This window comes from Paenibacillus sp. 32352, assembly GCF_002042965.1.
GTDB classification, from domain to species: Bacteria; Bacillota; Bacilli; order Paenibacillales; family NBRC-103111; genus Paenibacillus_S; species Paenibacillus_S vulneris.
The window spans coordinates 85,183-99,699 of sequence record NZ_MZNT01000004.1; the positions used below are offsets into that span (position 1 = coordinate 85,183).

At 46.6% G+C, this 14,517-nt stretch carries 18 protein-coding genes; all 18 read right to left on the reverse strand.

Annotated features, from left to right (window positions below; genetic code table 11):
- Nucleotides 1-35: 35 nt before the first annotated feature.
- Nucleotides 36-509, reverse strand: a complete 474-nt coding sequence (locus B1728_RS10970) for a flagellar basal body-associated FliL family protein (protein WP_079910259.1) — start codon at nucleotides 507-509, stop codon at nucleotides 36-38.
- The gene (locus tag B1728_RS10975) at nucleotides 510-731 is read right to left on the reverse strand and encodes a flagellar FlbD family protein (protein ID WP_079910260.1); all 222 of its coding nucleotides are present in this window, start codon (nucleotides 729-731) and stop codon (nucleotides 510-512) included.
- Nucleotides 732-797: 66 nt separating this feature from the next.
- Entirely contained in the window at nucleotides 798-1,619 is an 822-nt protein-coding gene (gene flgG / locus B1728_RS10980; protein WP_079910261.1) for a flagellar basal body rod protein FlgG, read from the reverse strand.
- An 89-nt stretch (nucleotides 1,620-1,708) separates the two neighbouring features.
- Nucleotides 1,709-2,086: a TIGR02530 family flagellar biosynthesis protein gene (locus tag B1728_RS10985; RefSeq protein ID WP_079910262.1), complete on the reverse strand. Its 378-nt coding sequence runs from the start codon at nucleotides 2,084-2,086 to the stop codon at nucleotides 1,709-1,711.
- Nucleotides 2,083-2,532 (reverse strand): flagellar hook capping FlgD N-terminal domain-containing protein, encoded by a 450-nt coding sequence (locus B1728_RS10990; protein ID WP_079910263.1) that lies wholly within the window; start codon nucleotides 2,530-2,532, stop codon nucleotides 2,083-2,085. Before B1728_RS10990 ends, B1728_RS10985 begins: the two co-directional genes overlap by 4 nt.
- 33 nt (nucleotides 2,533-2,565) lie before the next feature.
- Nucleotides 2,566-4,044 carry a flagellar hook-length control protein FliK gene (locus B1728_RS10995; protein ID WP_079910264.1) on the reverse strand — a complete coding sequence of 493 codons (1,479 nt, stop codon included), beginning with the start codon at nucleotides 4,042-4,044 and terminating at the stop codon, nucleotides 2,566-2,568.
- Nucleotides 4,045-4,071: 27 nt separating this feature from the next.
- Nucleotides 4,072-4,995, reverse strand: coding sequence for a MotE family protein (locus tag B1728_RS11000; RefSeq protein ID WP_079910265.1), 924 nt, complete (start codon nucleotides 4,993-4,995; stop codon nucleotides 4,072-4,074).
- A gap of 24 nt (nucleotides 4,996-5,019) precedes the next feature.
- A complete protein-coding gene (fliJ, locus tag B1728_RS11005; RefSeq protein ID WP_079910266.1) occupies nucleotides 5,020-5,460 on the reverse strand; it encodes a flagellar export protein FliJ in 441 nt (146 codons plus the stop codon).
- A 9-nt stretch (nucleotides 5,461-5,469) separates the two neighbouring features.
- A complete protein-coding gene (gene fliI, locus B1728_RS11010; protein WP_079910267.1) occupies nucleotides 5,470-6,792 on the reverse strand; it encodes a flagellar protein export ATPase FliI in 1,323 nt (440 codons plus the stop codon).
- Nucleotides 6,793-7,611: a FliH/SctL family protein gene (locus tag B1728_RS11015; RefSeq protein WP_079910268.1), complete on the reverse strand. Its 819-nt coding sequence runs from the start codon at nucleotides 7,609-7,611 to the stop codon at nucleotides 6,793-6,795. It abuts the gene before it with no gap.
- Entirely contained in the window at nucleotides 7,604-8,620 is a 1,017-nt protein-coding gene (gene fliG, locus B1728_RS11020; protein ID WP_079910269.1) for a flagellar motor switch protein FliG, read from the reverse strand. Before fliG ends, B1728_RS11015 begins: the two co-directional genes overlap by 8 nt.
- An 11-nt stretch (nucleotides 8,621-8,631) precedes the next feature.
- Entirely contained in the window at nucleotides 8,632-10,224 is a 1,593-nt protein-coding gene (fliF, locus tag B1728_RS11025) for a flagellar basal-body MS-ring/collar protein FliF (protein ID WP_079910270.1), read from the reverse strand.
- 37 nt (nucleotides 10,225-10,261) lie between these two features.
- Nucleotides 10,262-10,561 (reverse strand): flagellar hook-basal body complex protein FliE, encoded by a 300-nt coding sequence (gene fliE / locus B1728_RS11030; RefSeq protein ID WP_079910271.1) that lies wholly within the window; start codon nucleotides 10,559-10,561, stop codon nucleotides 10,262-10,264.
- 32 nt (nucleotides 10,562-10,593) lie between these two features.
- On the reverse strand, nucleotides 10,594-11,040 hold the full coding sequence (flgC, locus tag B1728_RS11035) for a flagellar basal body rod protein FlgC (RefSeq protein ID WP_079910272.1): 447 nt from the start codon (nucleotides 11,038-11,040) through the stop codon (nucleotides 10,594-10,596).
- A gap of 3 nt (nucleotides 11,041-11,043) precedes the next feature.
- Nucleotides 11,044-11,448 (reverse strand): flagellar basal body rod protein FlgB, encoded by a 405-nt coding sequence (flgB, locus tag B1728_RS11040; protein WP_079910273.1) that lies wholly within the window; start codon nucleotides 11,446-11,448, stop codon nucleotides 11,044-11,046.
- Nucleotides 11,449-11,664: 216 nt separating this feature from the next.
- Nucleotides 11,665-12,438, reverse strand: a complete 774-nt coding sequence (codY, locus tag B1728_RS11045; RefSeq protein ID WP_079910274.1) for a GTP-sensing pleiotropic transcriptional regulator CodY — start codon at nucleotides 12,436-12,438, stop codon at nucleotides 11,665-11,667.
- Between the two features lie 52 nt (nucleotides 12,439-12,490).
- Nucleotides 12,491-13,885, reverse strand: coding sequence for an ATP-dependent protease ATPase subunit HslU (gene hslU, locus B1728_RS11050; protein WP_079910275.1), 1,395 nt, complete (start codon nucleotides 13,883-13,885; stop codon nucleotides 12,491-12,493).
- A gap of 24 nt (nucleotides 13,886-13,909) precedes the next feature.
- Complete coding sequence (gene hslV, locus B1728_RS11055; RefSeq protein WP_079910276.1) at nucleotides 13,910-14,452, reverse strand: ATP-dependent protease subunit HslV; 543 nt, start codon at nucleotides 14,450-14,452, stop codon at nucleotides 13,910-13,912.
- Between the last annotated feature and the right edge of the window lie 65 nt (nucleotides 14,453-14,517).

A 14,517-nucleotide genomic window follows, 5' to 3' on the forward strand; every position in this document is an offset into this window, starting at 1 on the left:
GCGTCACCTCCTGTACGAGTGTCTATTGCCTCCAATTATTGAAGCACATGTTCCGTGATCCAAATTTGTTTGATTTTACCGGAGGATAGTAGTGGATTCATTTTATTCATAAGGACCGAAGTCAGATTATCGAAGCCTTTACTTCCCTGAACCTGCTCAGGCGTCATGTCGGCTAGCGTTTGCACGATAATGGCCTTCATTTTGAAATCCAGCTTCTCAAACTCTTCCTTGGCCTTCTTATTTTCCATCTCAAAGGCAAAGCTCGCTTTTACAAATCGGTTGTTCGCAGCGAGGTTTGTCAAAATATCTTTCATGATCACTGTGTTTTCTTTGGTTTCATCTGGCGACACCTTTTTGCTCTGTACTTGATTAGCTGAGCTAATCGCTTGGTCTTGCGAGGTTTGATTCGCTTTATCCATATAATTCCACAAAATGAAAGCAGCCGTTAAAATTAAGGTTATAGCTATAAGGATGGCAACGATTAACAGGAAAATTCGACTTTTTAACAACTACAACCCCTCCGAATCCAAACTCTTGATGGTTCCAACAATCGATCCTATGGACTGCATATACTGCGTCGCAAGCTGGACGACATCGGTAACAGGCTCCAACACGGTTATTTTTTTGCCGGTGGTTAAGGTAATCATGGTGTCCGGCGTTTCTTCAATACTTTCAATCAAGATGGCATTAACAATTATGTGTTTGCCATTAAGACGAGTCAGTCGAATCATAAACAGCCTCCGATAGAAAAATTAGGGGGAGTGAAACCACCCCGCAGCGCTCCCCCCTTTAAATAATTATCGTTTGAGGTTAACAACCTCTTGCAGAATCTCATCGGATGTCGTAATGATTCTGGAGTTCGATTGGAATCCGCGTTGAGCTACGATCATTTCGGTAAACTCGGACGTCAGGTCCACGTTGGACATTTCCAATTGTCCGGCAATAATTGCCCCTGTTCCAGTTGCAGGATCGTTAGGAACTGAAGTGGCCAAGTCGATATCTTCAACGTTGGAGTTCGCGGTCGTACGGTATAAGTTGCCGCCCACTTTTTCCAAGCCTGCCGGATTCGGCACCTTAGCTACCGCAATGACGTTGGCTGCACCGGTTGTACCGTCCGCTTTTGTCGTAATGACTTCACCGTTTTGCGAAATGGAGAACGCAGTATCATCAGCTTCCAGCGCAATAATTCCGCCCTGAGTATTCAAAACAAACATACCGTCGGCCGTAACCAACTGACGATTCGCATCAACAGTAAAGTTACCAGCGCGTGTTAAGAACATGTCATCAGTCGAGCCGGTCGGTGATACTGCAAAAAATCCGTCTCCGTCAATACGCAAGTCCGTAGGTACATTGGTAGTCATCGCGCTTCCCGGCGTATGTACAGTATCGATAGCGCTGATAGCGACGCCCAGACCGATTTGCTTCGCGTTAACGCCGCCCTTGGCTCCGGCTTCAGGAGCCGTTACGCCGGCAACGGATTGGCTGAGAATGTCCTTAAACATAACGCGACCCGCTTTAAATCCGATCGTGTTAACGTTAGCAATATTGTTACCAATGACGTCCAGCTTGGTTTGAAATCCTCTCATACCGGAAACGCCTGAGTAAAGAGATCTTAACATGAACCATTGCCTCCCAAATTGTTGGTTAGTTGTTCCGGTTGCTTCGATCGTTCCACAACCGTGGGCCCCCTGTCGGTCCAGCCCGTTAGTTAAGAAATAATGACTGCACTATCGATTTGGGTAAATAAGTTATCCTTCATCGAAGCGCCATCGACGGCAGTGACCACAGTTCTGTTCTTGATGTTGACGATCAAAGCCGTGTCGTTAATCAGCATCAATGAATCCTTGGCGCCTTTGGCTGCCGCTTTATCAATTGCTGATTGGATCTTGGCCAGCTGCTCGGGTTTGAACTCAATACCGCGCTGCTGAAGCCTCTCCTCCGCATGATGACTGAATCGAAGGAGCTGGTTTTGCAATACCGATTGAAACGAATTCGCTGGCTGGGCCGGCTGATGTTCCGTTCTTTGGAGCCTGGACGTTCTTATGCTACCTGGATACAATTGTCCGACAGATATTCGATCGGTCATTTGGTCTCCTCCGGTATAGCGATTTGCGTGACTTGATCCAGTGCGATTTTATCTTTTCCAACAACAGCGAACTGGGCGCCATCCTTAACAACGATTGACTCTACGACTCCCGTCTTCGGAACTGTTTCTCCTTTTTCGTTCGTCGTATTCCATGTAATCGATTTGCCGATGAGTCCGGATGCAAAACCTAACGACTGTCGAAGCAGCTTCATTTCGTTGCTCATATTCGTCAATTGTTCAACCGATGTAAACTGAGCCATCTGAGCAATAAATTCTTTATCCTGCAATGGTTGGGATGGATCCTGGTTTTTCAATTGAGCGATCAAAATTTTTAAAAATTCGTCTTTTCCCAGGTCATTCTTTTTGTTTTCCTTAGCCACATTGCTAACGTTTGTTTTTGCATAGTAGGGCCATACATTTTTAGTGCTTACGGACGAATCCGACACGGTTTCACCTCCCGGACATTCACATTGCTTTCCTTATGCCGTTACGTCGATAGAAGTCCGTCCCATCATGGATGAGATCTTGGCTGCCATAGACTCTTTCTCTGCCTCTAATTCTTCTTCTAGAGAAACCGCTTTGTTCGTGTTGCCATTATTTTTTTGCTGTTTGGCAAATTGCTGCTGCTGTTGCCTTTGCTCTTGGAACAGCCCTGATTGCAAGGATTGGCTCTGGGTAACCTCCAGTTTTTCAACCTGTATCCCCTGGCTTTGAAGCGTTGCTCTGAGCTGGGACATTTGGCTTTCCAGCATTTCTTTGCCCTGCATATTCTCTGCCACAAATTGGGCGATTAATTGCCCGTTATGCATGGTCAGCTTGACGTCCACATGCCCGAGATGCTGCGGATACAGCGACAGCTTGGCTTCGCTAATTCCTTCGGCAATGGCATTAACGGTGAACGACTTCATCACGAATTGACTCATCTCTTCCGTAAACGTCGGTGCCTGCATCAGGAGAACCGGAGCCTTGGCAACAGGATTACCGGTGGACACTTGCTTAAGAAATTCATGCATTGGAACGGCAGGACTATCCGTACCGGCTTCCGCAAAATCAACCAAAGGTTCAAACAAAGGCCCATCGTTGGTCGCTTTAGGAACTTCCACTTTTAACGGTGTTGATTTGGCGGCCAAATACTCTAGATTTGTTTGCACCGTAGGTGCTGCTGCCGATTGTTGAGCTTGAGCATCCTGTACCGTCTGCACTGCCACATTATGATGGTTTACAATGTTTTTCAAACCGTTAATGACATGCTGGATAGGTTGAGCAGTGGCTTTAGCTTGACTTGCGTTCTGATCCTTGCCGGATTCCAGCAGCTGCTTAAGATCATTTAGAATATCCTTGGCTTCCTGCTTGGAAATAGGCTTGAGCAGTTGTTCAATGGCTGCTGCCGGCTGTTCTTCTGCCACGGCTTCCATATCCAATGGAACAAATAGCTCTTGCAGCGCTGGATTTTGTTTACCGGCGTCACCGCCGTCATTGAGCGAAGGATCAACCGCAAGCAAGCTAACCAAGTCATTTCCGCTATCCGACGGCTGAACAGCTGCTGTTTGAGGCTGAGCCTGTTGAAGCAGCATCGCCTGAATCTCGGCCAACCAGGCTTGAACATCCGGATTTTGCAGCAGTGAAGCTGCATTCTCGGAATTAGAATCCAGCAGCTGGATTAAGGCATCGAGCTGTTTAAGAGAATCTGGACTCACTTGCTGCTGCGTACCATCAACCTGCAAGCTTCCAAGCTGTTGGATTAAAGCATTCAATCCAGGCGCTTGAGCTTGAGCTGCCCCACCATCCGAAGCAGGCGTTCCGCCAATCATTCCGATCAAAGCAGCGGAGAATCCGCCCGATGCCTGGCCAGAAGTTGAATTCGATAACCCTGTGCCTGCTGCTGCGGCCCCTCCCGTACCGGAAGTACCCGTGCCGGAACCTGTTACTGTAACTGGCATTTGAGCTTGAATTTCCATAGTTTCTTTTTCACCTCCCTTCCTTATTTATTGAACGAGTCGAGCGGAGATTAATGCCGCTGTTTCTTTATTTGCTTCCGAGATTGCCGTCAATACCTTGGAACGTCCTGCACTATCCATCGAGCTTAGAATGGAGATCACTTTATCCGGATTGGAATTTTGCATTTCCAATAATACCGTTGCCGCACTTTTCGGCGTCATGTTGGAGAAGGTGCTGCCCAGATCGTCCTTGCTGATTTTTTGCGCAGCTTTGGGATCCGAAACTGCCGTTTGCTTCAATCTGTCCTGCAGAGCTGCGATTTCGCGGTCTTTAACCGTCGTCTGGTCTTTAAGTAGAATGGATGCATCCGCTGCTTTTTTCGGATCCATTTTCTCCAAAACCTTCACCCTGTCGTCCGTCTTCATCATGCTTAATACAAGCACGAGCTCGGAATTGGTCAGCTGCTCCATAATGGGAGCTGCCTTAGAGGGGGTCATCTTGGCATACATAGTTGCTAACTGTTGAATTTGATTCGCATATTCCTCATCGGTCAACGCTTTACTTTTTACTTGTTCCTCCAGCGTACTATTCTTCAACTGAAGATCTTTGATCGTTTGATCTTTTTGAGCCAACAGGTCGTTCGTTTTGCTGATCTCCTGATCCTTCTCATTCAGCTTGGCATTCAGGGCTTGAATGATATCGTCCTGGGATTGCTTGGCTGCAGTATCCTGCCCTGCGGAACCGGCAGCGGCTTTGTTATCTGCAGTCTTGCTTTTAGGCTCCGGAACTATGCTGCTAATGACAGGAATTTTGTTCGCTGTGCGCAGCACGTTGTTCATCACATCATAATCGAAGATGGTAAGCAGTACTCCCAACAGCACAGCCGTAAAAACAAAAGGAATCAAAAACCAGATGAGAAACCGTTCCATAGCCCCATACGAAGAGGTATTTTCCACATCCATATCTGACATTATCCTCACCTCCATGTTATTGGGTTATGACAATCTCCGGAACCGGTTCGTTGCCATTTCGTCCAACTGATCCTGCTCTTTCTTCAGCACGTTCATTGCAAATCGCTGATAAGCCTTTTCCTTGGCTTTACTCCAAACCTTTTCTTCAAGAACCCTGCCTGCCAAAACGTCCTGCTTCACATGGACCACCCGTTTGGCTTCCTGGAGATCCTGATTTTTCAATTCGATTTGTTGGTCAATGTGCTCAACATATTGATGAAACATCATCATTTGGGAAATCGTTGCCTTTTGGGCGGATACTTCATGAAGCTGTTCATATACTCCGTCCTTGGCTGCATGCAGTTCGGATAAGCTGGACTCTTCCTCGCGCATTTTGCCGATGGCTTGTGACAATAACCATTCCGCTTGCGTCTTTTCATTCGTTTTCAAATCGACGATCTTCTGAAATGCATAACGGAAACGCATAGTTTATGTTCACCCTTTGTTAAATTCTAAAATCAATCTTTCCTGAGCCTCGCTAAATGTCAGCTTCTCATCGACTCTTTGTTTTGTGTAGTCCCATATGGAGTGAATATACTCCAAGGATGTATCAATTTCCGGATTGGATCCTTTTTGGTACGCCCCTATATTTATCAAATCTTCCGAATCTTTATAAATAGATAAGAGACGCTTCAAATTTTCCGCTGCCAGCTGATGCTCTTTGGAAACAATTTCCTTCATGACACGGCTGACGCTGGAAAGAACATCAATGGCTGGATAATGCCCCCGGTTCGCAATGTTCCGGTCAAGCACAATGTGCCCGTCCAATATCCCGCGAACTGCATCGGCAATCGGCTCATTCATGTCGTCACCATCGACCAGCACCGTATAAAATGCGGTAATGGAGCCTCTAGGGCCGGTACCGGAGCGTTCGAGAAGCTTGGGCAATGTAGCAAATACGGATGGAGTATATCCGCGTGTTGCCGGCGGTTCTCCTACTGCCAGACCAACTTCGCGCTGCGCCATGGCATAGCGGGTGACGGAATCCATCATCAACATGACATTCAATCCGCGGTCTCTGAAATATTCAGCGATGCTGGTTGCAATTAAGGCGCCTTTAATCCGTATTAACGCCGGTTGATCAGATGTAGCTACAATGACAACCGATCGGGCAAGTCCTTCAGGACCAAGATCGCGTTCGATGAAATCCAGTACTTCCCTGCCCCGTTCACCTATGAGTGCAATGACGTTGACATCAGCGGAAGTATTCCTTGCAATCATTCCCATCAGCGTACTCTTACCAACACCAGAACCTGCAAAAATACCTACACGCTGACCTTTTCCGATCGTTAGCAATCCATCGATACAGCGAACACCGACGCTGATCGGTTCCAGCACACGCGGTCGCTTCAAGGGATTGCTCGGAGCATTGTGCGTCGAGTATTGTGCCATCCGCGATGACAAGAAGGTACCGTCCAAGGGCTGGCCCAGGCCATCTAGCACCTTGCCGAGCAACTCATGTCCAACCTGTACGGTGAGCGGCTTCCCGGTCCCTACTACATCGCAGCCGGGTCCGATCGAATGAAGCTCTCCGAGAGGCATGAGCAGAACTTTATTGTTCTTAAAGCCTACGACTTCAGCCTTCAAGGGCACATCCGATTTTAACGGATAAATGTAGCAGACATCGCCGATGCTGGCGTCGGGTCCTTCCGACTCTACAGTCAATCCGATGACTTGCGTGACCTTACCGTTCACTCTGACGGGATCAATTTGTCTCAGATGTTCGATATACTTAAACACGTCCGGCACCTGATTCATCTACACTCCCTCATTTCTGACGGCAAGATGCTGAAGCGCGTTTTTGATTTCCTTTAGCTGTGTATCTATCTTGGCATCGATGCTGCCAAAGTTGGAACGTACCACACATCCATGATCATGAACCGACGGATCCGGAATGATTTGAAGCTCCGCTTGAGAATCAATATGAAGCAGCAGCTCCTCACGCGCATCCTGAATATAGGCGAAATGTGCCGGAGCTACGCAGAGCGTAATAATTCCTTTTTCTCTCCTGCGGGATAGAATCGATTGAATCAGCTCTATGATCCATTGCGGCTCTAATGTCAGCTGCCTGTCAATGATTTTTTCTGCAATAGCGCAGCTGAGCTGGATCAAAAAAGGCTCTGCCTCTTGAATAATCTGCTGCTTCAGGTGATAAGCTTGCTCCAATATTTGGGATGCTTCCTGCAGCATGTCGTTATACTGCTCGCGGAGATGCTCTTCCGACTCTTTCAAGCCATTTTCATAGCCTTGACGGAAGCCTTCTTCCTTTAATTCATTACGCAGTTGCTCATCGCTCTCGCGCTTCTCGTTCCACCATTGTTCAATTTCCGTTATAGCATGTTCTCGTGCAGCCGCCGCTTCTTCCATGGCCAACCGAACTTGCTCTTCGGCGAACATTTGGGCATCCTGCAGGATTTGATCTTTCATTTCATGAAGTTCGTTAAGTTCTTGCTGCTGTTCTTCCGTCAGGCCATCGGCTGTACCGGAATCTTCATACATTTTATATTTTTGCGCAACTTCAACGACCTTTTTATCGTCTAACGATATGTACTGGGTATACTTGATGACATTAGACAATAATATCATCTCCTCCACCGCGGGCTATGATGATTTCACCAGCTTCTTCTAGGCGGCGTATGGTTGCAACGATACGTGTTTGGGCTTCTTCGACATCACGCAAACGAACAGGTCCCATAAATTCCATTTCTTCCTTGAAGGTTTCGGCCATTCGTTTGGACATGTTTTTGAAGATGGCATCTCGTACTTCCTCGCTGGCCACTTTAAGCGCAAGCTGCAGATCGGCATTTTCGATATCCCGGATAATTCTTTGAATAGAGCGGTTGTCGATATTGACGATATCTTCGAAGACGAACATTCTTTTCTTGATCTCTTCGGCCAGCTCTGGATCTTGAATCTCCAAGGAATCGAGTATAGTTCTTTCGGTACCGCGGTCAACCCCGTTCAATATTTGTACGATGGCTGCAATACCGCCCGCATTGGTGTAATCCTGAGTGACGGTCGCGGAAAGCTTCTGCTCCAGTACACGTTCAACCTGGCTGATAACTTCAGGTGAGGTACTGTCCATCAAAGCAATGCGTTTGGCAACATCCGCTTGCTTGTCCTGCGGCAAAGAAGACAAAATGATCGATGATTGCTCGGGCTGTAAGTAAGCAAGAACTAAAGCAATAGTTTGAGAATTTTCATTTTGGATAAAATTTAATATTTGGGCAGGATCCGCTTTTCTTGCGAAATCAAACGGCCGAACCTGCAAGGTTGCAGTTAACCGGTTAATGATATCGAGCGCTTTTTGAGATCCGAGCGCCTTCTCCAAAATGTCTTTTGCATATGCAATACCGCCCTGAGAGATGAATTCCTGTGCCAAGCATATTTGGTGAAACTCGGCTAAAATCGATTCTTTCTCAATACTGTCGACCTTTCGGACGTTCGCGATCTCTAAAGTTAACTGCTCAATCTCTTCATCCCGCAGATGCTTAAAGATCTGAGCCGACACTTCCGGACCAAGGCTGATCAACAGAATGGCAGCTTTTTGACGCCCTGTTAAAACTTGCTGCTGCACTTTAGCCAACCATCACACCTCTATTCATCTACTAACCAGGTACGAAGCAGATTGACGAATTCCTCCGGTTTTCGTTTTGCCAAGGTTTCCAACTGCTTGCGAACCTGATTTTCATTAGTCACATTGTCAATATCAATTGTAGGGAATTCCAGCTTAGCCGGTTCTGCTTCAAGCTCATCCAGAGCTTCTTCCTTCGCTTTGCGGCGTTTCATCCAAATGAATGCCCCTGCTGCCAGAAGCGCTAATGCGAGCCCGCCCAAGCCGCCGTATAGAAGCAATGAATTATTGCTGCTCAATTGATTTTGGGAAGTACGTGCAAACGAATGAGGGAAGACCGATACTTTTTGTAATAAATCCGCCTCAGTCAATGTTTGCTTATTATCGGCTAACGCCGCTCTTACCACGTTGACCAGAATACGCTGAACTGCATCACGCGTTTCCTGCGTTAAGGAATTCGGATCATCCGGGTTAGGTGGTTCAATACCTACGTTAATGGTTAAATCTTTAACAACATAGGGTGTTGAGATAATATCGTTCGTAATCCGATTGACCTCAGAGTTGACGGTTCGTTGTAATTCTTCGGACTGAGCCTTGCCGTTACTGTTGCTGCCCGGATATCCCGGAACATCGGTTTGTCCTGTACCCGGTACCCCGCCATTAGCAGCCGTTCCGTCGCTCGTATAGTTTTTCTGGATTTCCTGAACCGATATTTCCAAGCCTTTTTGATCGACTGTGTTAGGAGCCGTAACCAATTGCTGATGGCTGTTCATTTGGTCAAAGTTCATAGTCGAGAACACTTGTACGATGACCTTATCCTTACCAAGAATGGCTGCCAGCATTTGCTGAACGTTTTTCTGAATATCGTTCTTGAATTGATTGTTAATTTCAAAATTTTGAAGTGCAGCGTTCGCGCTGTTTAATTTATTGTTGCCTTTAGAATATTCCAGAGGCTCGCCGTTCTGATCGGAGATGGTGATATTCTCTATCGGCAATCCTTTAACACTGTGGGATACCAGGTTATACATCGTATCGATCTTTGCTTGATCCAGCTGATAGCCTGGCTTCACATTTACGACGACGGATGCGGATGCCTTCTCTTTATCAGCACCTTTAGGAAGAAAGACACTCTCCTCAGGAATATTGATTAATACTTTGGAACTACTGACTGCGGTGTTGGAGTTAATCAGCTGCTGCAGCTCGCCTTGAACCGCATTGATGTACTTCACATTGAATTCCTTGTCTGTCGTACCGAAAGTACTGCTTTTCCCGAATTCTCCGTAACCGATGTTCCCGTTTTTATTAAGTCCTTGAGATTCAACCGCAAGCTTTACATTAGCAACTTCGCTGCGGGGAACCCCGATGTTTTTGCCGTCCTCGCTTAACTGGTAAGGAATTTTGGCACTATCGAGATACCCTTTAATAGCTGCCGCGTCGCTTGGTTGGAGATTGGTATATGCAAGCGCGTATTCAGTCTTCGAAAAATTGTAGCTGATAATTCCAAGTGTTAATATGACCAGGATCACTGTCGCTGAAAACGTTATTTTCTGAGCTTTACTGAATTGGTTCCAGTATTGCGTGACACGATTCCAATACTGGGTAATATTCTCGTTCACTATTTCACCCCATCTGAATGACTGCTAGGTGTACACCTTATACTTGCGTTCTCATGATCTCTTGATACGCTTCAATGACTTTATTTCGCACCTGAACCGTTAGCTCTAAACCTAAAGCCGCCTTCTCCGAAGCGATCATAATTTGATGTACATCTGAAGTTTGACCTTTGGCAAACTGATCATTCAGCTTATCGACTTCCGCCTGCTGTTCTTTTAACTTGTTCATCGCATCCCCGAGGAATTGACTGAACTGCTCCGAAACTTCAGCTGCGCTAGTACTTTTGGGAATAGATTGAGAGGCCGCTTGCAGCGGTTGCATACCCAATTTTTCAATCATGTCAGTATCTCCTTCATTTAATTAATGGTTTCTTATTTACCAATTTCCAAAGCTTTGGTGATGAATGATTTGGATGCGTTCAAAGCCGTTACGTTAGCTTCATAAGACCGTGTTGCAGATATCATATCCACCATTTCTTTAAGCACGTCAACATTCGGCATCATGACATATCCATTCTCGTCTGCATCCGGATGAGTCGGATTGTAAACCTGCTTAAAGGGAGAAGTATCTTCAATGATTCTGGTTACTTTAACTCCTTCACCAACCGAACCCGATTGCGCATTTTGCAGCGCTTGTTCGAAGGAAGGCTGTTTAGGCTCAATAGTCACTAGCTTTCTTTGATAAGGAACCCATTTCCCGTTAACCATTCTCGCTCTAGTGGAGTCGGCATTGGCTATATTGGATGAGATCACATCCATTCGGAAGCGCTGTGCCGTTAATGCCGAAGAACTAATGTCAAAACCGTTTGTCAGCTTCATCTATTAAACCCGCCCCCCGATAGCCGTTCTTGCTTTTTTGATTTCACTGCTGACTTCTTGAATCATGACGTTATATCTGAGCTGATTTTTTGCCAAGAGAGACATTTCGTAATCCACATCGACATTGTTAAGGTTATTGTTAATGGCCGATGAGTTGTCTCTAACAATCTGCGGCTCCGGTACCGCAGCACGTCCAATATAGAAGTGGCGCGGATCTGTTCTGTAACCCTGAAGCGGGGAGGTGCCGTTCAGTTCATTTTGCAGTAGTTCCTCAAACCGCACATCGGACCTTTTGAAGAGTGGTGTATCCACATTGGCGACATTGTCCGCAATGACACGTTGACGCATTGAAGCGGCATCAAGAGTACGTTCCAGCTGATTAAATGACGGCTTGTTCAAAATATTCATACACGTTCCTACCTTCACGGTGATGTTAGTTTGTAGTATTCAACAGGTCGACATCATTTTCCTCCTTCCTTCGACATATTCTTCAAAAAATAATATGTATAAATGGAAGGAAATGTAGTCGCCCAGAACTATATCTATAATGAAGATATTAGCATTTTATTACAATATGAAAAAAGCCCTATATTTGAGCTATAGGGCTTAGAACCTGCATATTTACTATATTTTTAAACTGTGAATTCCCTGGATTAATTGATCGTTCAGGACTCGAATATAGGTCCCTTTCATACCTAACGAGCGGGTTTCGATCACGCCGGCGCTTTCCAATTTTCTTAAAGCATTGACAATAACCGACCTTGTAATTCCGACACGATCCGCTATTTTACTTGCAACAAGCAATCCTTCCGAGCCTTCCAATTGCTCGAAAATATGCTCAACGGCTTCCAGCTCGCTGAACGATAAAGAGCCTACGGCTACCTGAACCACCGCCTTGCTTCTCGCTTCTACCTCCGCCTGCTCGGCTTTCTCCCGAAGGATCTCCATAGCAACCACCGTCGAACCATATTCCGCCACGATCAGATCGTCGTCAATAAAGCCTCCGGATCTCCTTGTCAGAATCAGGGTTCCTAACCGGTCGCCGCCGCCTATTACCGGCACTATCGTTATGTAGATGCCGTCCTCCGGCACTCTTTCCCCGAACACATTATAATCGCTCAGCGCGGTCAAATTGGAAGAGGTCTCCTCAATCTTCAGCAGCAATTGGTTATACTCCTGAGGAAAACGGTTTTCATACAGCAGGGTTTCGTTCACGTTTTCTCCCGATTCCGGATCCGTCAGAGCCTTGCCTAACACCTTCCCTTTACGGCTCACCACGAATATATCCGCCTGCAGGATATCACCGAGCACCTCGGCCATGTTCATAAAGCTGACCGGGTTCCCCGCTTCCTTCTGAAGCAATTTATTTAATCTTCTTGTCTTCGTCAACAATGTCATTGTACTGCCTCCCAGGCGACTAGCATTTAAGTGCCGCGCACGCCTTATTCATTTACAAAATATACTGGCTCAAGTCGCGGTTCTGTACGATGTCCGTCAGCTTCTCACGAACGTATTCCGGTGTAATAACGATCTGTTCTAATGTTATTTCCGGAGCCTCGTACGATAAGTCCTCCAGCAGCTTTTCTAGTATCGTATGAAGTCTTCTTGCACCGATATTATCCGTATTTTGATTGACTTCCGCAGCAATTTTAGCAATTTCCTCAATAGCCTCGTCGGAAAATTGGACCTGGATCCCTTCCGTTTCCAACAATGCCGTATATTGCTTGGTCAGTGCATGCTTTGGCTCCTTCAGAATAAGCACAAAGTCCTGTTGCGTCAAGCTGCTTAGTTCTACACGTATAGGAAAACGTCCTTGAAGCTCAGGAATTAGGTCTGAAGGCTTAGATACATGGAACGCCCCTGCAGCAATGAACAGAATGTAATCGGTCTGAATCGGACCGTATTTGGTCATAATAGTCGAGCCTTCCACAATAGGCAGAATGTCGCGCTGGACGCCTTCTCTCGATACGTCAGGTCCCCCGCTGCGGCCGCTGCTGCATATTTTATCAATCTCATCAATAAAAATAATTCCGTGCTGTTCAGCGCGAGTCACTGCATCCTGAATCACTTCATCCATATCTAAAAGCTTTTGCGCTTCCTCCTGGATCAGCAGCTTGCGCGCCTCCTTGATGGGGAGCTTACGCTTCTTCGTTTTTTTCGGCATAAAGCTGCCAAAAAGCTCCTGCATATTCATTCCGGCCTGTTCATTGCCTTGGCCTGATAGCATATCCAGCATGGATGGCGAGTTATCCTCGATTTCAATCTCGATGATTTGCTGCTCCAGCTCTCCCTTGTTCAGCTTCTCTCTCACTTCCTGCCTGCGGGACTGTACATGCTGATCCGCTTCAGGCTCATGAGTTTCTGTCTGATTTTGGTTGCCAAACAGCATTTCAAGGGGGTTACGCTGCGTCTTGGATTTGGAGGAGCCGGGAACGAGGATGGTTACGATTCTATCGTTGGCCATTTGCTCCGCCTTGTCTTTCAGCTTCTCGGTCCGCTCCAGCTTCACCATACGAATGGACGTTTCCACCAAATCTCTGACCATGGCTTCAACATCGCGGCCAACGTAACCGACTTCCGTAAATTTGGTCGCTTCTACTTTAATGAAGGGAGCGTTCACCAGTTTGGCAAGTCTGCGTGCAATTTCCGTTTTTCCCACACCAGTTGGTCCGATCATCAAAATGTTTTTAGGCACAATTTCGTTGCGAAGCGTTTCATCCAGCAGACTTCGGCGGTACCGGTTACGCAGAGCTACTGCCACCGATTTCTTCGCTTTTTTTTGGCCTACGATATATTTGTCCAGCTGAGCGACAATCTCTTTTGGCGTCAATGCAGTATGTTTCAATGGAGTCCCTCCTTATATGGTCGTCTACTCGATTTCTTCCACGATGATATTATGGTTCGTAAACACACAGATTTCAGCAGCCATCGTTAACGCGGCATGGGCGATTTCCTTGGCACTCATATGCGGCGCATAGCGATGTAGCGCTCTTCCCGCGGCCAATGCGAAGCTTCCCCCTGACCCAATGGCCAAAATACCGTCATCCGGTTCGATAATTTCTCCGTTCCCCGATATGAGAAGGACACCGCTAGCATCCATAACGATCATCATCGCTTCCAGACGTCTCAATACACGGTCAGAGCGCCATTCTTTGGCGAGCTCTACAGCCGAGCGCTGCAAATTTCCGTGATGCTCTTCAAGCTTCGCCTCAAACTTTTCAAACAAAGTAATAGCATCGGCAACCGAGCCTGCAAATCCGGCAATCACCTTGCCGCGATAAAGCCTGCGAACCTTTTTGGCCGAACCCTTCATGATCATGCTGTTACCGAATGTTACTTGACCGTCTCCGGCAATAGCGCTTTTTCCGTTATGACGGATAGCGAATATCGTGGTCGCATGAAATTGTTCCATAATAAATACCTCCGTAAGAAAACCGTTCTACAACGTGTTTTCATTGATGAGTCCCCAATTAGTCC